This window comes from Herbaspirillum hiltneri N3 (assembly GCF_001267925.1).
Taxonomy (GTDB): domain Bacteria; phylum Pseudomonadota; class Gammaproteobacteria; order Burkholderiales; family Burkholderiaceae_D; genus Herbaspirillum; species Herbaspirillum hiltneri.
Genome location: NZ_CP011409.1, coordinates 3156685 through 3174277 on the forward strand (window position 1 = coordinate 3156685; position 17593 = coordinate 3174277).

Consider the following 17593-nt stretch of genomic DNA (forward strand, 5'->3'; position numbering starts at 1 on the left):
ATCCTATAAATAAAGACATGCTTATGCAGTTTTATTTCATAGTTCGAGCTAAACGGGAGATTCCATGGACAAACTTGACGTCAAGATCCTTGAATTGCTGCAACAGGACGGTCGCATGAGCAATGTCGACATCTCGGAAAACATCCACCTGTCGCCGCCGCAATGTCTGCGCCGCGTTCGCGTACTGGAAGAACAAGGGGTGATCCGGCGCTACGCCGCGCTGGTGGCGCCGTCTGCGGTGGGGCTCGACGTCACGGCGTTTGTCGCGCTATCGCTCGACCGCGCCCAGTTCAAGCAGGTGCGCGAGGTGGAAAGCGTGATCCGCGCATTTCCTGAAATCGTCGAGTGCTACACGATTTCAGGCGACTTCGACTATCTGCTGAAGGTGGTCTCGCACGACCTCAAGAGCCTGTCGCATTTCCTGACCGACCGGCTGATGCAGGTGCCGGGCGTGGCCGGGCTGCGCTCGATGATTTGCCTGGAAGAGGTCAAACCGCTGTCGGGGCTGCCTATCAAACTCGATCACCATTGAGCATGCCGCCGGGAACATAGGCCCCCTGCTGCGCCACAAAACCGTCGAAAGCCTGCAGCAGCGGCAGGAATCGAGAGTGGTCATCTTCAAGCTGCCCCAGCGCAAGGCAGGCAGCTTCCAGCGTCGACAGCTGATCGGCGCGATGCGCCTTGCGGATGCGGTATTGCGAGGCCGGCGGATCAATCAGCGGCAGCCGCGGCAAGGCCCGCAGCAAGGGATGCAAATGCAGCATCTTGCGGCTCTTGCGCCAGGTGGCGTCGAGGATCACCAGCCGCAGCCGCTCCGGCGCGGACAAATCGGGCAAGGCGCCGGCGGGTTCGCCCGGCGTGTGCGGATACAGCAATACCGGCTGAAATCCCCCGCCGAACAGCAAATCCCGCAACAGCTCGTCATCGAATCGCTCGCCGTGCGCCAGCACGCTGCCCGCCACGCTCAGGTGCAGCAGGCGTCCGCTGCCCTTGGCCTGGGCGATTTCCAGCGGGTGCTGCAGGATCAATACCCGGGCAGCCGGCGTCACCGGCCGGATCCAGCTGCAGATGCAATTGCTCTGTGCACGCAGGCAACGTCCGCACATGGCGCGTTTGGATACGGAACCGGCGTCCATTACCTGATGTACTCCTGCAAGCCCGACGCCAGCGCATCGAAAGCCACGCGCACGCGCGCGCTGTTGCGCAGGTCTTCGTGCATCACCACCCAGGTATCGAGCTTGAACGAAAACTGCCTGGCCAGCACGCGCACCAGGTTGGCATCGCGTCGCGCCAGCGGTGTCTGGCAAAAGCCGATGCCGTAACCGGCGCGGATCATCGCCAGCTGCGCGATGTCGCTGCTGGTGCGCAGCGCGAACTGACTGCGGCGCAAGGCCGGCATGTGTTTGGCGGCGCTGCGGATGAAAGCGGTTTCCTTATCGAAGCCGATGACAGCGTGCCGATCCAGCTGCGCGAGATCTTTCGGAGTGCCGTGCAGCGCCAGGTAATCCTTGTGCGCGTGCAGGCCCAGTTCGATCGCCCCGATGCGGCGCGCGACCAGCACCTCCTGGGTCGGCTGCACCATGCGCACGGCGATGTCGGCTTCCCGCCTGAGCAAGTCCTCGATGCGGCTCGACAGGGCCAGTTCGATCACCAATTCGGGATGGCTGCGTTTGAGCGCCAGCAAGATAGGGGGCAGCACTTCCACGCCAATCACTTCGCTGGCGGTGATGCGCACGGTCCCGCGCACCTGTTCCCCGGCGCCGCCATGCTCTGAGGCCGCGCGCATCAGCGCCGCTGTCGTGGCGGCGAGGCTTTCGGCGTACGGCTGCAGGCTGAGCGCCGCCTCGGTCGGCATGAAGCCATGCTGCGACCGCGTGAACAAGGCAAAACCGACCGCCTGCTCCAGCGCATCGACGTGACGGCCGATAGTCGGCTGCGTCAGCCCGAGCGAACGCGCGGCGGCAGACAGCGAGCCTTCCTGCAACACTGCCAGGAAAGAGCGGTACAACTCCCAACCGGGGTCGGCGACGGTCTTTTTATCCATACAAATAAGTATAACACCACCATCCTTTTAACCAATTCCATTTAACCTGCATTTATCCGACACTGCCTCATCGCAATCCGATCGCAGCAAATCGCAGAAAACAACCAGGAGTGAATGATGGCAAACGGAAAAAATGTACTGGTCCTCGGCGCCACCGGCGGCATCGGCGGTGAAATGGCGCACCGCCTGCATGCACGCGGCTGGCATGTCCGCGCGTTGCATCGCCAGGCTCAGCAGATCGCCCTGCGGCCCGGCATGCATAAATTCGACTGGATCAGCGGCGACGCCATGCAGCGCGCCGACGTGGTGGCCGCCGCGCGCGGCGCGGACGTGATCGTGCATGCAGTCAATCCGCCCGGTTACCGGCGCTGGGCCGAACTGGTGCTGCCGATGATGGACAACAGCATCGCCGCCGCCCAGACCTTCGGTGCGCGCATCGTGCTGCCGGGCACGGTCTACAACTACGGTCCGGACGCCCTGCCCGAGCTGCACGTCGATTCGCCGCAGCATCCGGTCACGCGCAAGGGCGCCATTCGCGTACAGATGGAACAGCGCCTGCAGACCGCAGCGGCCGCCGGCCTGCGCAGCCTGATCGTGCGTGCCGGCGATTTCTTCGGCCCGCATGCCGGCAACAACTGGTTTTCACAGGGCTTGGTGAAGCCGGGCAAGACACCGGCAGCCATCACCTATCCAGGCAAGACCGGCATCGGCCATCAATGGACCTACCTGCCCGACCTCGCCGAAACCATCTCGCGCCTGCTGGAACAAGAAGCGTCGCTGGAGACCTTCGCGCGCTTCCACATGAACGGCCACTGGGATCCCGACGGCACCCGGATGGTAGACGCGATCCGCCGCGTGCTCGGCAACGCGCGGCTGCCGGTGCGCAGCTTCCCGTGGTGGCTGCTCGGTCCGGCCGCGCCGTTCGTACCGCTGTTCCGCGAAATGAAGGAGATGCGCTATCTCTGGCAACAGCCGGTGCGCATGGAAAATACACGCCTGCTGCAGGCGCTTGGGGAAGAACCGCACACGCCGCTTGATGAAGCCGTGCGCGCTACCTTGCGAGGACTAGGCTGCCTGCCGGTGCAAGCCGACGTCCGGCCGCGCGCGGCATGAATGCGACCGCCGTCGGAGGAAGACGGTCGCGTTGAATCTCAATGCGAACTCGGCTCATTAAGCGCTGCCACGATGTCGGCGCGCTTGAGTTCCGGTGCGAATTGCAGGATGAAGTCGTAAGTGTAGGCGCGCAAGTAGGCGCCGCGGCGCACTGCCAGGCGTGTGATGTTGGGCGCGAACAGATGCGAGGCTTCGATCGCCTGCAGGCCGTGATGTTTGCCCTGCTCTATCGCCATCGAGGCGACGATGCCGACGCCCAGGCCAAGGGCGACGTATTGCTGGATCACGTCCGAGTCCATTGCGGTTAGCACAATGTCCTTCTCGATGCCTGCCTTGCGGAAGGCGTCGTCGATGTGGCCGCGACCGGTGAAGCCGACGTCATAGGTAATCAGCGAATGCGCCGCCAGCTCTTCCAGCGTGATCGGATGCTTGAGCGCCAGCAGCGGATGGCCTTGCGGCACCACGATGACGTGATGCCAAGTGTAGCAAGGAAAGGACACCAGGTCCTTGAACTGGCTCAGGCCTTCGGTCGCAATACCGACATCGGCCTTGCCCGACATGACCCATTCCGCGATATGTTCCGGCGCGCTCTGTTGCAGCGCGATGCGCACTTGCGGGAACGCCGCACGGAACGCCTGCACCACGCGCGGCAGCACATAGCGCGCCTGCGTGTGGGTGGTGGCGATGGTCAGCGTGCCGCTTTGTTCGCCGGCGTATTCCTGGCTGGCCTGGCGCAGGTTTTCCGCTTCCAGCAACAGCCGCTCGATGATGTGCAGGATACCCTTGCCAGGCTCGGTCAGTCCGGTCAGGCGCTTGCCGTTGCGTTCGAAGATTTCGACGCCGAGTTCTTCTTCCAGCTCGCGGATCTGGCGGCTCACGCCTGGTTGCGAGGTGAACAGTACGTTGGCGACTTCCGTCAGGTTGAAACCGCAGCGGGCGGCTTCGCGGATCGAGCGCAGTTGTTGGAAATTCATCGTGCATCCTTATTCCGGGCGACCTCGGCAGAGGCCGCATTGTCGACGAACTTATCTACAAAGACATGCAAGCGGCGCGGTCGCACCACCAGCGTTTCGCCGTCTTTCAGATTCAGTTGGGCAAAGCGTTCATTGGAAATGACGGCCTCGATCAGTTCTGCATTGTCGTTGCGCTCCAGTTCCAGTTGCGCCAGCGGACCGATCGCATGCGAACGCCTGAGCTGCGCCACGATGCCTTCGGCGCCGGGTGCGTAGCGATCGACTTCGAGGTCGTGCGGACGTACGTATCCGATGCCTTTTTCGTCCTGTGCCTGGGCATGATCGGGCGCGTCGAAGGTGACGCCGCCGGCTTCCAGCACACCCTCGTGCACGCGGCCGCGGAACAGGTTGACGTTGCCGAGGAAGCCGTAGACGAACGGCGACGCCGGATGGTTGTAGACCTCGCCGGGCGAGCCGATCTGTTCGACGTTGCCCTTGTTCATCAGCACGATCTGGTCGGCGACTTCCAATGCTTCTTCCTGATCGTGGGTGACGAAAATACTGGTGACATGCAGCTCGTCATGCAGGCGGCGCAGCCAGCGGCGCAGTTCCTTGCGGACCTTGGCATCGAGCGCGCCGAACGGCTCGTCCAGCAGCAGCACGCGCGGCTCCACCGCCAATGCGCGCGCCAGGGCGATGCGCTGGCGCTGGCCGCCGGAGAGTTGCGGCGGATAGCGATCGGCCAGCCAGTCGAGCTGCACCAGCTCCAGCAGGCTGGTGACCTTGTCGCGGATCTGTGCTTCCGACGGACGCTGGGCGCGCGGTTTCACGCGCAGGCCGAAGGCGATGTTTTCAAACACGGTCATGTGTTTGAACAAGGCATAGTGCTGGAACACGAAACCGACCTGGCGCTCGCGCACATGGCGCGCCGAGGCATCGTCGCCGTCGAGCAGAACCTGGCCGGCATCGGGCGACTCCAGCCCGGCGATGATGCGCAGCAGCGTGGTCTTGCCGCAGCCGGACGGTCCCAGCAAGGCAGTCAGTTCGCCTGCGGGAAAATTCAGCGATACGTTGTTGAGCGCGACGAAATTGCCGAAGCGCTTGTTGATGTCTTTGACTTCGATGCTCATGCTCAGCTCCTGATTTATTCCAGATCTGCGCCGGGGTGGGCGACGTGTGCGGTCAACTGCTTATGCAGACGCCACTCGATAAAGCTCTTGATCGCCAGCGTCACCAATGCCAGGAAGGCCAACAGCGAAGCCACCGCAAATGCGCCGACGATATTGAATTCGTTGTAGAGGATTTCCACCTGCAGCGGGATCGTGTTGGTCTCGCCGCGGATATGGCCGGACACCACCGACACCGCGCCGAACTCGCCCATGGCGCGGGCGTTGCACAGGATCACGCCGTACAGCAGACCCCATTTGATATTCGGCAGCGTGACATGCCAGAAGGTCTTCCAACCGGAGGCGCCCAGCACCAGCGCGGCCTCTTCTTCTTCGCTGCCCTGCGACTGCATCAGCGGGATCAGTTCGCGCGCCACGAACGGGAAAGTCACGAACACCGTCGCCAGCACGATGCCCGGCACCGCAAACAGAATCTTGATGTCGTGCTCACGCAGCCACGGACCGAAGTATCCCTGCAGGCCAAACAGCAGCACGTAGATCAGACCCGAGATCACCGGCGACACCGAGAATGGCAGGTCGATCAGCGTCAGCAGGATGTTCTTGCCGCGGAATTCGAATTTGGCGATCGACCACGCCGCCGTCACGCCGAACACCAGGTTCAGCGGCACGGCGATGACGGCGGTCAGGAGGGTCAGCTTGATAGCCGACCAGGCGTCCGGTTCGATGATGTTGTCGATGTAGACGTCCCAGCCTTTTTTCAGGCCTTCATAAAATACGGCCACCAGCGGCACGAACAGGAACAGGGTCAGGAAGGCGAAGGCGATCCCGATCAGCACGATGCGCACCCACAGCGGCTCCAGCGTGGCGGCCGGCGTATAGGCGGGTTCGCCGCGCGGTGCTACTGCGGCGGCGGACGCGGCAATGCCCGGAGTAATGACGGTGCTCATGTCAGACTTTCTCGGCCTGGCCGCGCTTGCGCACCCAGGCTTGCAACAGGTTGATGGTCAGCAGCAAGGCGAACGACACGATCAGCATGACCACGGCGATGGCGGTCGCGCCGGTGTAGTCGTATTGCTCCAGCTTGGTGATGATGAACAGCGGCGTGATTTCCGACACCATCGGCATGTTGCCGGCGATGAAAACGACCGAGCCGTATTCGCCGGTGGCGCGTGCGAAGGCCAGCGCAAAGCCGGTCAATAACGCAGGAAAGACCGTTGGGAAAATCACGCGCGCAAAAGTCTGCAGGCGCGAAGCGCCCAGGCTGGCGGCAGCCTCTTCGAGCTCGCGCTCGGCGTCTTCCAGCACCGGTTGCACGGTGCGCACCACGAACGGCAAACCGATGAAGGTCAGCGCCACCAGCACGCCCAGCGGCGTGAACGCGACCTTGATGCCGAGCGGAACCAGGTAACGGCCAATCCAGCCGTTCTGCGAATACAGCGTGGTCAATGCAATGCCCGCCACCGCGGTCGGCAGCGCAAACGGCAAATCGACCAGCGCATCGATGATGCGCTTGCCGGGGAATTTATAGCGCACCAGCACCCAGGCCACGATGCCGCCAAAAATCACATTCAATAGCGCCGCCAGCAGCGAAGCGCCGAACGTCAGGCGATACGACGCCATCACGCGCGGCGAGGTCACGGCGCTGACGAAAGCATCCCAGGTCATCGTGAAGGTCTTGAGGAAAACCGCCGACAACGGGATCAATACGATCAGGGTGAGATAGAACAGCGTGAAACCGAGCGACAGGCGGAAGCCCGGCAACACCCGGAACGGCGCTTTCTTGTTCGTGGCAATGGAGACGGTCACGCTTGCACTTCCTTTTTATTGTCTTCCCCGGATGGCTGCGGCACACACAAATACCTGTCAGAGCAACAACAGCCGGAGAATCCTTTATTACAAATACGACTAATGAGCGACGATATTCGCACTGCATTGTTATAAACAGAAGGAATTTTTTTGCATGTCTATAGAAACTTTACGCATAAGGAAGAGCGTCTCGTTTTGACGTCCGAAGGATAAAAGCGCCCCCCTCTCACCTGCTCAAAAGTCGCTTCAGACATAGTCATCCGACGACTGACCACTAAGAAAATCAATAAGTGGTTGACCACTTTACAATAGGCAAAATCCATTTCTTACAGGCCTGTAAGCCATATAAAACAAGGCTTCGGCACACCACAAAATAAATCGGCCAGACCATATTGCAATATTGGTCAGGCCAAACTAGAATGGCCTGACCAATTTTCAAGGGGGCCTTCCCTCCGCCTGCCATGCTCAAAGTCGTCACAGCCCTTGCCGAACTCAGCGCGCCCGAAACGCGCCTGTATCGCGTGGTCGCCGATCGCATTCAGGCGTACATCCGTGACGAACATATGACGGCCGGCGGTCGCCTGCCGTCGGAACGCGACCTGGCGGCGCAACTCAAGGTCAGCCGCGCCTCGGTGCGTGAAGCGCTAATCGCATTGGAACTGACCGGCGTGATCGAAGTGCGCGGCGGCTCCGGCATCTACGTGATTGAAAAGAAAGGCGCGGCGCCGGCCATCCAGGAAATCGGCCCGGGTCCGTTCGAGATCCTGTCGGCGCGCTGCATGATCGAAGGCGAAGTCGCGGCGATCGCGGCGCGCATGGCCACCGACGGCGCCCTCGACGCCATCCTGCGCGCGCTCAACGACATGGAGCGCTTCTATCACGACCGGCCCAACAATGAAGAAGCCGACCGCACTTTCCACCTCTCGATCGCCCGCGCTACCGGCAACAGCGCGCTGGTCAGCGTGATCGAAAACCTGTGGGACCAGCGCGGCCGCCTGTGGATCAAGATGGAAGAACATTTCCATACCGAAGAATTGCGCCAGCAGACGCTGGTCGACCATCGCCGCATCCTCGAGGCCATCGTCGACCGCGATCCCGAAGGAGCGCGCAAGGCCATGCACGCCCACCTTGAACGTGTGACCACCGAGTTCTCGCGTGGCTGGGGCGGCGGCAAGGCTTACATGCCGCATCACCAGGAGTAGGCGCAGGATTGAAAACCGCAGCACATCCGCCAGAGGCCGGTCAGACAGAGCCGAGGATGCTGTAGCGATGAAGCCAGATTGAAGAAATCAGCAAATCAGGAGACGACATGCCATTGCTGCACCCAGACCGACTGTTCCCCGCCGACGCCGATACGCGTTCGATCGCGCGCCGTCTCTATCAAGAGATCAAGGATGCGCCCATCGTCAGCCCGCACGGCCACACCGATCCGGCCTGGTTCGCCGACAATGCCGCCTTTCCCAATCCTTCGGCGCTGCTGATCCAGCCTGATCATTATGTTTTCCGCATGCTGTTCAGCCAGGGCGTCAAGCTGGAAGATCTCGGCATCCCGGCCCGAGACGGCAGCGCGGTCGAAGCCGATCCGCGCCGCATCTGGCGCATCCTGGCCAGACACTGGCCGCTGTTTCGCGGTACGCCGTCGCGCATGTGGCTCGATCACGTGTTCGAGGAAGTGTTCGGCCTCGAAGAAGGCCTGACCGAGGCCAATGCCGACCGTCTCTATGATCACATCGACGCCTGCCTGCAGCGTCCCGAGTTTCGTCCGCGCGCCCTGTTCGAGCGTTTCAACATCGACGTCATCGCCACCACCGAGTCGCCGCTCGACCCGCTGGCGCATCACGGCAAGCTGAAGAATGATCCCTGGCAGACGGCCAAGGGCCGCGCCCGCGTCGTGACGGCCTACCGTCCCGATCCGGTGGTTGATCCGGAATTTGAAGGTTTCACCGCCAACGTCGAACGCTTCGGCGCACTGACCGGCGAAAACACCCGCACCTGGGAAGGCTACCTGCAAGCGCATCGCGTGCGCCGCGCCTTCTTCAAGGAGCACGGCGCCACCTCGACCGACCATGGCCATCCGAGCGCACGCACCGCCGACCTGCCTCTGGCCGAATGCAAGGCGCTGTTCGACAAGGCGCTCTCGGGCAAGATCAGCCGCGACGAAGCCGAGCTGTTCCGCGCCCAGATGCTGACCGAGATGGCGGCGATGAGCATCGACGACGGCCTGGTCCTGCAGATACACCCCGGCTGCTGGCGCAGCCATAGTCCGGCGATGCTGGCGCGCTTCGGCCGCGACAAGGGTTTCGACATCCCGATGCAGACCGAATACGTCGGCGCACTCAAGCCGCTGCTGGATCGCTTCGGCCTCGATTCGCGCCTGTCGGTGATTCTGTTCACGCTCGACGAAACCAGTTATTCGCGCGAACTGGCGCCGCTGGCCGGCGTGTATCCGGCCTTGAAGCTGGGTCCGGCATGGTGGTTCTTCGATGCGCCGGAAGGCATGCGCCGCTTCCGCGAGCTGACCACCGAGACCGCCGGCTTCGCCAACACGGTCGGCTTCAACGACGACACCCGCGCCTTCCTGTCGATCCCGGCTCGCCACGACGTCAGCCGCCGCATCGATTGCGGCTACCTGGCGCGGCTCGTCGCCGAACATCGGCTGCAGGAAGACGAAGCGCTCGAGCTGGCCCATGACCTGACTTACCGGCTGGCCAAGCGGGCCTACCGCTTGTAACGCATTCAACGCATTCGCCGCCAAGTTCCGAACACCGTTTTTGAAAGAGAGCCATCGCAATAGCAGTACGGTTTGAAGATTCATCAGAGCGTCACAAGACGTCAGCTTTATCCCGATACCCCACAGATAACTTTTAGGAGGAGACAACAATGAAACAGGTTTTGAATACCCTGCACAAGGCGACGCGCCGCACCGTCCTGGCCGCCGCCATCGGCTTCGGCATGGCTGCCATGGCCGGCAGCCCGGCTGCGCACGCACAGGCTGCGGTCACCATCAACGTGGTCGACGTCGCCGGTTCGCTCGCGCTGCTGCAGGAGGCCATCGAGTCTTACAAGACCACGCATCCCAACGTCAAATTCACTTTCACCAAAGCACCGGCGCCGGAACTGCCGAGCAAGCTGAAGGCGATGCAAAACGCCAAGCGCAGCGACATCGACCTGGTCCTCGGCGGCACCGATATTCTCGCTGCCGGCATCGAACAGAATCTGTGGGTCACGCTGCTGCCCGAGAACAACGCCAAGTTCGCGCCGCTGACCGAGAACTACCTGCCGGAAGTGAAGAAGATGCAGGAGCTGGCGCATAACCAGGGCCTGGCCGTCGCCTTCATGCCGGCCGGTCCGCTGCTGGAATACAACCCCGACAAGGTCAAGCAAGTGCCGGGTACGCCGCAGGAACTGCTGGCATGGTGCAAGGCGAATCCGAACAAGCTGATTTACGCCCGCCCGGCCAATTCCGGCCCCGGCCGCACCTTCCTGATGGGCCTGCCTTACCTGCTCGGCGACAAGGATCCGAAAGATCCGGTCAAGGGCTGGGACAAGACCTGGGCTTACCTGAAGGAACTCAACACCTGCATCGAGTACTACCCCGGCGGCACCGGCGCCGTGATGAAGGAACTCGGCGAAGGTTCGCGCGACATGACGGTCACCGTGACCGGCTGGGACATCAACCCGCGCGCACTGGGTGTGGTGCCAAAGGAATTCAAGGTCGGCGCCTTCAAGAACATGACCTGGGTCAACGACACTCATTACATGATCGTGCCGAAGGGCCTGGCTCCGGCCAAGCAAGCCGTGGTGCTGGACGTGATGGCCTACCTGCTGCAACCGAAGCAACAGGCGCAGACCTATGACAAGGGCTACTTCTATCCCGGCCCAGCAATCAAGAACGTGCCGGTGACGATGGCGCCGCAGGCCAGTCAGGACACGCTCAAGGAATTCGGCCGCGCCGAGTACGCCGACTGGATCGCCAAATTCCCGCACGTGCAACCGCTGGATGCACAGGTGATGGTGAAGGCATTCCGTATCTGGGATGAGCAAGTCGGCGCACAGAAGTTTAAATAAAACCTGCTCATGATCTTACTGCGAGGTCATGAACAGGTTTGGAAACGCAACCGCAGCAGAACAAAAGCAGAGACAAGCCGGGCGGCGACCAGCAGTTCCGCGCCGCCCGGCTCATTACGATCAATTAGAGGCAAGCATGAAACCTGACTTCAAGACATTGCGACTGGATCGCGTGACACGTCGCTTTGGCGGCCCGGCTAAAACTACCGATGCGCCGCAGATCGCCGCGCTGGACGGTTTGCAGATGGATATTGCGCGCGGCGAGTTCATCGCCCTGCTCGGCCCTTCCGGCTGCGGCAAGTCGACCGCACTGAACTGCATCGCCGGCCTGCTGCCCTTGTCGGACGGCGGCATCTATCTTGACGATCACCGCATCGACACCTTGCCGCCCGAACAGCGCGGCTTCGGCATGGTGTTCCAGAATTACGCCCTGTTCCCGCACATGACGGTCGCCAGGAACGTCGGTTTCGGCCTGCTCATGCGCGGCACGCCTGCCGCCGAGATCCAGACCCGCGTCAAGCGTGCGCTCGACCTGGTGCAACTGGCCCAACACATGAACAAGCTGCCCGGCCAGTTGTCCGGCGGCCAGCAACAACGCGTGGCGATTGCCCGCGCCATCGTCATCGAACCGCCGCTGATCCTGATGGATGAGCCGCTGTCCAATCTCGACGCCAAACTGCGCCTGGAAATGCGCTCCGAGATCCGCCGCATCCACGGCGAACTCGGCCGCACCACACTGTACGTCACGCATGACCAGGATGAAGCCCTGTCGCTGGCCGATCGCATCGTCGTCATGAAGGACGGCAAGGTCCAGCAGATCGGCACGCCGCCGGAAGTCTACGGCCAGCCGTCGAATCTCGCCGTAGCGCGCTTCATGGGCTATCGCAACGAGTTGATTCTGGACGTGGTTGCGCAGGATGGGCAGGCAGTGTCTTTGGCCGGCCCCGGCATCAATCTGGTCGGCATTCCGAAAATGCGCCTGAACGCCCGCGCCGCGGTATCGATCCGCCCGGAAGAATTCAGCATCTGCGCCGACGGCAGCAATCCTTCCAACAGCATCAGCGCGCGCGTGGAGTCTGTTGAATACTACGGCCGCGAGTCGCTGTTCATGCTGCGCACACAGGACAATACGCGCCTCTATGTGCGCGCCGAAGGCAAAGCCTCTCCAGGCGAAACCATTCGCGTCGCGGTCGCAGCCGATCGCGTGCTGGCCTATCCTTCCGAACAGGTGGCATGATGCTGACGTCCTCGCAAACTGCCGGTGCGCGCTGGCGCGACCCGGCCATGTGGATGGCGGCGCCGGCGGTGATCTTCATGCTGGCGGTGTTCGTCTATCCGTTTATCCACGGCCTGATCCTGTCGTTCCAGCCGCTCGAAGGCGGCGGCATGCTGTCGAACTACATCAAGTTCTTCAACACCGACAACCTGTGGATGACCATCGGCGTGACGCTCAAGCTGGCCTTGCCGGCGACGCTGATCAATATTCTCATCGCCGTTCCCGTGGCCTATCGCTTGCGCCACAAGACGCCGTATCAAAAGATCGCCACCACCATCCTGGTGATCCCGATCACGCTGGGCACGGTGCTGATCGCCGAAGGCATGCTGACCTACTTCGGCCCCAAGGGCTGGTTCGCGCAGATCCTGCAGACGCTGCATATCTATGAAGGCGCGATCCGCCTGACGCACAATTATGCGGGCGTGCTGATCTCGCTGGTGATCTCGGGCTTCCCGTTCGCCTTCCTGCTGATCCTGTCCTACATCACCGGCATCGATCCGGTGCTGCCGCGCGCGGCGGCGACGCTGGGCGCCAATCCGTTCAACCAGTTCCGTTACGTGATCTTGCCGCTGATCCTGCCGGGCCTGGCGATGGCGTTCTGCCTGTCGTTCGTGCAGGCGTTCTCGGTGTTCCCGTCGGCGGTACTGCTGGGATCGCCGGCCGGGGCGACGCGCGTGATTTCGATTGCGGCGTATGAAGCAGCGTTTGAAAACTATGACTATTCCATGGCGTCGGCAGTGGCGATGATCATGGGTGCGGTGCAACTGGGCGTGGTGGTGATCGTGCTCGGCGCGCGCAATCTGTTCTATCGCGGACCGGTCACCGGCGGCAAAGGCTAACCATGACACAAGCTACAACTACTTCTCCCATGATGACTTCGCAATCGATCTCGCGACAGCCGGCGCCGAAACGCCGCACACACTGGGCCAGCCGCGCCTGGAGCGGGCTGGTGGTCGGCCTGATGACCTTCTTCCTGATCAATGTCGGCCTGATGATCGCTTCGGTCGCCACCAATTCGGTGGCAAAGCGCTGGCTCGGGACCTGGCTGCCGAATGGCTGGACGCTGGAATGGTATTCCGCCGCCTGGCAGGAATTCCAGCTCGGCGACGTACTGCTGGTGACGGTGCAGGTGGTGCTGTCGGTGGTGGTGCTGTCGATACTGATCGGGGTGCCGGCCGCTTATACGCTGGCGCGGCGCAATTTCCGCGGCAAGAAACTGCTGACCGGGCTGTTCCTGCTGCCGCTGATGATCCCGCCGATCACCTACGGCATCCCGCTGGCGACGCTGATGTATGAATTGCACCTGGCCGGCACCCTGCCCGGCGTGATCATCGCCAACCTGCTGCCGGCGCTGCCGTTCGTGATCCTGGTGATGACGCCGTTCATCGAGCAGATCGATCCGAACCTGGAGTCGGCCGCACGCGTGTTCGGTGCGCGCACCTTCACGATGTTCCGCCATGTCCTGGTGCCGCTGCTGGCGCCGGGCATCCTGGCCGCTTCGCTGCTGGTGCTGGTGCGCACGATTGCGATGTTCGAACTGACCTTCCTGACCGCCGGCGCGGATACGCAGACGCTGGTGGTGGCGCTGTACTACTCGGTGTTCGCGGCGGGCGTGCGCGCTTCGCAATCGATCGATGCGATGGCGATGGTGTACATGATCGTCACATTGATCTGGCTGCTGATCGCCATGCGTTTTGTCAGCCCGACGCAACTGGTGTCGCGCGTCAAAGAACATCCGCAAACCTGACGCAGGAAAACAATGAAGCTGAACAAGCAAACACTGCCGCAGACAGGCAAGCAGGCAGCGCTGCCAGCGTATGACAGCGCCGCCCTGCTGCCGGGCATCGTGCACCTCGGGCTGGGGGCCTTCCATCGCGCGCACCAGGCGGTCTACACCGACACGGTGCTGGCGCAAGGCGATCTGCGCTGGGGCATCGTCGGCGTCTCGCTGCGCAGCGCTGAAACGCGCGATGCGCTGGCGCCGCAGGACCATCTCTATACGCTCGCCATCAGGGGCACGGAAGGCGAACAATTGCGCGTCATCGGCTCGCTGGTCGACAGCCTGGTGGCGCCGGAATCGCCTGCCGCCGTGCTGGCGGCGATGCGCCATCCGCATTGCCACGTCGTCAGCCTGACCGTGACGGAAAAAGGCTATTGCCACGATCCGGCGTCCAATACCTTGCGCTTCGATCATCCCGACATCGTCCACGATCTGGCGCACGCCGATGCGCCGCGCTCGGCGGTCGGCTTCATCGTGCGTGCGCTCGACCAGCGACGCGACGCAGGCTTGCCGCCGTTCACGGTACTGTCCTGCGACAACCTGCCATCCAACGGCAACACCTCGCGCGCACTGGTGCTGGCGTTTGCCGAGCGTGTCGATGCGGACTTGTCGAAATGGATTTCCCTGCATGGCGCCTTCCCCAACTCCATGGTGGACCGCATCGTGCCCAAGACCACCGAAGAAGATCGCGTCGCCATCGCCGCGCGCCTGGGCGTCGACGACGCCTGGCCGGTGGTGACGGAGCCGTTCTCTCAGTGGGTGATCGAAGACCGTTTCGCCGGTCCGCGACCCGCCTGGGAAACTGCCGGCGCAACCCTGGTGGAGCAAGCCGAACCCTACGAGCACGCCAAGCTGCGCATGCTCAACGGCAGCCACTCCAGCCTCGCTTACCTGGGTTCGCTGGCAGGCTTTATAACCGTCGACCAGGCGATCCGCGACGATGACCTGCGCGGCTTCCTCGAACGGATGATGACGCAGGAAATCGCGCCGACGCTGCAACGCCCCGGCCTGGATGAATATCGCGACGAACTGGTGGCGCGCTTCCGCAATCCGGCGCTGAAACATCGCCTGCAGCAGATCGCCATGGACGGTTCGCAAAAATTGCCGCAGCGCCTGCTCGGCACCATCCGCGCACGCCTCGATGCGGGACTGCCTTGCGCGCGACTGTGTTTTGCCGTAGCGGGATGGATGCGTTACCTGCGCGGACAGGATGAAGCCGGGCTGGCGTATCCGGTCTCTGATCCGCTGGCGGAATCCCTGCAGGCGGCGGCACGCATCGCCGATGTTGACGCGTGCGTGGACGCCTTGCTGGCGATGGAAGCCGTGTTCGGTAATGATCTTGCCAAACGGGTGGAATTTGTTGCCGCAGTGAAGACATGCCTGCGCGACATCGAAGAACAAGGCGTGCTGAAGGCGCTGCAAGAAATCGGCGTGTAGCGATCAGACGGCAGCGGAAGCGCGCACCTTGCTCTTCGCCTCTTCGGTATCCTTCGCCGGCGGCAGGCCGAACATCCTGCCGTATTCGCGCGTAAACTGCGGCACGCTCTCATAGCCGACTGCAAACGCCGCGCTGCTGGCGCTGACGCCGTCGGCCAGCATCAACCTCCGGGCCTCGATCAGGCGCAACTGCTTCTGGAATTGCAGCGGCGACAACGAGGTCACGCTGCGGAAATGCTGATGGAACGACGACGGACTCATGCCCGCCACCGCCGCCAGGCGCTCTATCGGCAAGGCCTGCGCAAAGTCGCTTCGCAACACTTCCACCGCCCGCGCCACGCGCCGCGCCTGACTGTCCGGCCATCCCAGATTCCGAATCGCGGCGCCATGCTTGCCGGCCAGCAGCCAGTAATGCAGCTCGCGCGTCAATTGTGCCTGCAACACCGGCAACGCGGCCGGACGATCGAGCAAGCGCATCAGGCGCAGCGCGGCGTCGGCGACTTCGGCATCGGTCGGATCGACGCGCACGGGAGCCTGTGCAGCCGCAGGCGCGGCCTCCATCTGCATCGCCAGATCGGCGATCACCGCAGGATCGAGTTCCAGCACCAGCGACAGATAGGGCGCAGCCAGGCTCGCGCGCGTGATCTGGCTGACCGTCGGCACGTCGGCCGTGATCAGCAGCGAATCGCCGGCCGAGAACGCGAAGGCCTGCGCCCCCATGGCGACATGCTTGCTCCCCTGCAAGACCAGGCAAACCAGCGGCCGCGAAATCGCATACAGCAGGTCGCTGACCTCCGTCGCCCGCACGATGGTGAGCCCGGCGATGGAGGTGCGCGCCAATCCCTCCCGGTCGGCATGGGCGTCGGCGTAGCGCTGTACGGTATTGAGCAAGGTCGTCATGGTGCAAGCCTACCTCGCCGGCGATAGTCTTGCACGCGACTTGCGCGCGGCCTGGAGGATCAGGCAAGGAACGTCGAGTTTCGGGTAACCGGGCCCGTCCCCTGCGTTCGATACTGCGGCTTCCATCAACGCATCAGCACAGGAGCCACCTCATGACCAGCATCACCCTCGTTACCGGCGCCAGCCGCGGACTCGGCCGCAACACCGCCCTCAGCATCGCCCGCCACGGCGGCGACGTCGTCGTCACCTATCACAGCCGCAGCGACGAAGCGCAAGCCGTGGTCGCCGAAATCCAGTCGCTGGGCCGCAAAGCCGTCGCCCTGCAACTGGACACCGGCAACGTCGCCGCCTTCGCCGCCTTCGCCGAACGCCTGCGCGCAGCCTTGCGCGACACGTGGTCACGCGACACCTTTGATCACTTGGTCAACAACGCCGGCCACGGCGACTATGCCCTGATCGGCGACACCACCGAAGCGCAGTTCGACGGGTTGGTGAATGTACATTTCAAAGGCGTGTATTTCCTGACGCAAACCCTGCTCCCCCTGATCGCCGACGGCGGCCGCATCGTCAATTTGTCGTCGGGACTGACGCGCACCTCGTTCCCCGGCTACGCGGTCTATGCCGCCGCCAAAGGCGCGGTGGAAGTGCTCACGCGCTACATGGCAAAGGAACTGGGCGCACGCGGCATCGCAGTCAACACGGTCGCACCCGGCGCCATCGAAACCGACTTCGGCGGCGGCGCGGTACGCGACAACCCGGACATCAACAAACTGTTTGCAGGAATGACAGCACTAGGCCGCGTAGGCGTACCGGACGACATCGGCCCGATGATCGCCAGCCTGCTGTCGAAGGACAATCGCTGGGTGACGGCACAAAGAATTGAAGTGTCCGGCGGACAAGGAATTTAAGCAATCGCGATGCCGGAGGCGAGCCACCCAAGGCAATGCGAAGCGAGCCGAAAAAGAAGTTCCGCTTATGAGCTGCCGTTGATGCCACGCATAAATCGGATAAAGAAGGGAAACTTGTCTGAGCGAAGCGAGTTTGTTTCCCTTCCCGATTTGTGCGTGGCATCAACGGGAACCCCGCGCA

At 62.7% G+C, this 17593-nt stretch carries 17 protein-coding genes; 10 read left to right on the forward strand and 7 right to left on the reverse strand.

Going from position 1 to position 17593, the window contains the following annotated elements; genetic code table 11:
• Positions 1-64: 64 nt before the first annotated feature.
• Positions 65-532 (forward strand): Lrp/AsnC family transcriptional regulator, encoded by a 468-nt coding sequence (locus F506_RS14340; RefSeq protein WP_053198483.1) that lies wholly within the window; start codon positions 65-67, stop codon positions 530-532.
• Here F506_RS14340 and F506_RS14345 read toward each other — a convergent pair.
• Positions 513-1136 carry a tRNA-uridine aminocarboxypropyltransferase gene (locus F506_RS14345; RefSeq protein ID WP_053198485.1) on the reverse strand — a complete coding sequence of 208 codons (624 nt, stop codon included), beginning with the start codon at positions 1134-1136 and terminating at the stop codon, positions 513-515. The two genes, F506_RS14340 and F506_RS14345, sit on opposite strands and share 20 nt — an antisense overlap.
• Entirely contained in the window at positions 1136-2044 is a 909-nt protein-coding gene (locus F506_RS14350; RefSeq protein WP_053198487.1) for a LysR family transcriptional regulator, read from the reverse strand. Before F506_RS14350 ends, F506_RS14345 begins: the two co-directional genes overlap by 1 nt.
• Before the next feature lie 117 nt (positions 2045-2161).
• Between F506_RS14350 and F506_RS14355 the strand changes: the two genes are divergently transcribed.
• A complete protein-coding gene (locus F506_RS14355; RefSeq protein WP_144424060.1) occupies positions 2162-3157 on the forward strand; it encodes an SDR family NAD(P)-dependent oxidoreductase in 996 nt (331 codons plus the stop codon).
• A gap of 38 nt (positions 3158-3195) precedes the next feature.
• Here F506_RS14355 and F506_RS14360 read toward each other — a convergent pair whose 3' ends face one another.
• The 4 genes from F506_RS14360 to cysT are packed head-to-tail and all read right to left on the reverse strand — an operon-like array spanning position 3196 to position 7043.
• Entirely contained in the window at positions 3196-4131 is a 936-nt protein-coding gene (locus F506_RS14360) for a CysB family HTH-type transcriptional regulator (RefSeq protein ID WP_053198492.1), read from the reverse strand.
• Complete coding sequence (locus F506_RS14365; RefSeq protein WP_053198493.1) at positions 4128-5240, reverse strand: sulfate/molybdate ABC transporter ATP-binding protein; 1113 nt, start codon at positions 5238-5240, stop codon at positions 4128-4130. Before F506_RS14365 ends, F506_RS14360 begins: the two co-directional genes overlap by 4 nt.
• A 14-nt stretch (positions 5241-5254) precedes the next feature.
• A complete protein-coding gene (cysW, locus tag F506_RS14370; protein ID WP_053198495.1) occupies positions 5255-6184 on the reverse strand; it encodes a sulfate ABC transporter permease subunit CysW in 930 nt (309 codons plus the stop codon).
• 1 nt (position 6185) lies between these two features.
• Positions 6186-7043 carry a sulfate ABC transporter permease subunit CysT gene (gene cysT, locus F506_RS14375; RefSeq protein WP_053198498.1) on the reverse strand — a complete coding sequence of 286 codons (858 nt, stop codon included), beginning with the start codon at positions 7041-7043 and terminating at the stop codon, positions 6186-6188.
• 461 nt (positions 7044-7504) lie between these two features.
• Between cysT and F506_RS14380 the strand changes: the two genes are divergently transcribed.
• The 7 genes from F506_RS14380 to F506_RS14410 all read left to right on the forward strand — a co-directional run bounded on the left by F506_RS14380 (position 7505) and on the right by F506_RS14410 (position 15604).
• Positions 7505-8245 (forward strand): FadR/GntR family transcriptional regulator, encoded by a 741-nt coding sequence (locus tag F506_RS14380; RefSeq protein ID WP_053198499.1) that lies wholly within the window; start codon positions 7505-7507, stop codon positions 8243-8245.
• Between the two features lie 107 nt (positions 8246-8352).
• Positions 8353-9774 carry a glucuronate isomerase gene (uxaC, locus tag F506_RS14385; RefSeq protein ID WP_053198502.1) on the forward strand — a complete coding sequence of 474 codons (1422 nt, stop codon included), beginning with the start codon at positions 8353-8355 and terminating at the stop codon, positions 9772-9774.
• A 161-nt stretch (positions 9775-9935) separates the two neighbouring features.
• Positions 9936-11111: an extracellular solute-binding protein gene (locus tag F506_RS14390; RefSeq protein WP_407638244.1), complete on the forward strand. Its 1176-nt coding sequence runs from the start codon at positions 9936-9938 to the stop codon at positions 11109-11111.
• Between the two features lie 136 nt (positions 11112-11247).
• Positions 11248-12348: an ABC transporter ATP-binding protein gene (locus F506_RS14395; protein ID WP_053198506.1), complete on the forward strand. Its 1101-nt coding sequence runs from the start codon at positions 11248-11250 to the stop codon at positions 12346-12348.
• Positions 12345-13226, forward strand: a complete 882-nt coding sequence (locus tag F506_RS14400; protein WP_083457896.1) for an ABC transporter permease — start codon at positions 12345-12347, stop codon at positions 13224-13226. The genes F506_RS14395 and F506_RS14400 overlap by 4 nt, the downstream gene beginning before the upstream one ends.
• Positions 13227-13255: 29 nt before the next feature.
• A complete protein-coding gene (locus F506_RS14405; protein WP_186447152.1) occupies positions 13256-14134 on the forward strand; it encodes an ABC transporter permease in 879 nt (292 codons plus the stop codon).
• 12 nt (positions 14135-14146) lie between these two features.
• Entirely contained in the window at positions 14147-15604 is a 1458-nt protein-coding gene (locus tag F506_RS14410) for a mannitol dehydrogenase family protein (protein WP_053198508.1), read from the forward strand.
• Positions 15605-15607: 3 nt separating this feature from the next.
• Here F506_RS14410 and F506_RS14415 read toward each other — a convergent pair whose 3' ends face one another.
• Positions 15608-16504, reverse strand: coding sequence for an AraC family transcriptional regulator (locus F506_RS14415; protein WP_053198510.1), 897 nt, complete (start codon positions 16502-16504; stop codon positions 15608-15610).
• 152 nt (positions 16505-16656) lie between these two features.
• Between F506_RS14415 and F506_RS14420 the strand changes: the two genes are divergently transcribed.
• A complete protein-coding gene (locus tag F506_RS14420; RefSeq protein ID WP_053198511.1) occupies positions 16657-17412 on the forward strand; it encodes an SDR family NAD(P)-dependent oxidoreductase in 756 nt (251 codons plus the stop codon).
• Positions 17413-17593: the final 181 nt, after the last annotated feature.

What these genes read in the sequence shown, in the direction of transcription:
- F506_RS14340 (WP_053198483.1), top strand. Translation starts at nt 65, where the DNA reads ATGGACAAACTTGACGTCAAGATCCTTGAATTGCTGCAACAGGACGGT.
- F506_RS14345 (WP_053198485.1), bottom strand. Translation starts at nt 1,136, where the DNA reads ATGGACGCCGGTTCCGTATCCAAACGCGCCATGTGCGGACGTTGCCTG.
- F506_RS14350 (WP_053198487.1), bottom strand. Translation starts at nt 2,044, where the DNA reads ATGGATAAAAAGACCGTCGCCGACCCCGGTTGGGAGTTGTACCGCTCT.
- F506_RS14355 (WP_144424060.1), top strand. Translation starts at nt 2,162, where the DNA reads ATGGCAAACGGAAAAAATGTACTGGTCCTCGGCGCCACCGGCGGCATC.
- F506_RS14360 (WP_053198492.1), bottom strand. Translation starts at nt 4,131, where the DNA reads ATGAATTTCCAACAACTGCGCTCGATCCGCGAAGCCGCCCGCTGCGGT.
- F506_RS14365 (WP_053198493.1), bottom strand. Translation starts at nt 5,240, where the DNA reads ATGAGCATCGAAGTCAAAGACATCAACAAGCGCTTCGGCAATTTCGTC.
- cysW (WP_053198495.1), bottom strand. Translation starts at nt 6,184, where the DNA reads ATGAGCACCGTCATTACTCCGGGCATTGCCGCGTCCGCCGCCGCAGTA.
- F506_RS14380 (WP_053198499.1), top strand. Translation starts at nt 7,505, where the DNA reads ATGCTCAAAGTCGTCACAGCCCTTGCCGAACTCAGCGCGCCCGAAACG.
- uxaC (WP_053198502.1), top strand. Translation starts at nt 8,353, where the DNA reads ATGCCATTGCTGCACCCAGACCGACTGTTCCCCGCCGACGCCGATACG.
- F506_RS14395 (WP_053198506.1), top strand. Translation starts at nt 11,248, where the DNA reads ATGAAACCTGACTTCAAGACATTGCGACTGGATCGCGTGACACGTCGC.
- F506_RS14400 (WP_083457896.1), top strand. Translation starts at nt 12,345, where the DNA reads ATGATGCTGACGTCCTCGCAAACTGCCGGTGCGCGCTGGCGCGACCCG.
- F506_RS14405 (WP_186447152.1), top strand. Translation starts at nt 13,256, where the DNA reads ATGATGACTTCGCAATCGATCTCGCGACAGCCGGCGCCGAAACGCCGC.
- F506_RS14410 (WP_053198508.1), top strand. Translation starts at nt 14,147, where the DNA reads ATGAAGCTGAACAAGCAAACACTGCCGCAGACAGGCAAGCAGGCAGCG.
- F506_RS14415 (WP_053198510.1), bottom strand. Translation starts at nt 16,504, where the DNA reads ATGACGACCTTGCTCAATACCGTACAGCGCTACGCCGACGCCCATGCC.
- F506_RS14420 (WP_053198511.1), top strand. Translation starts at nt 16,657, where the DNA reads ATGACCAGCATCACCCTCGTTACCGGCGCCAGCCGCGGACTCGGCCGC.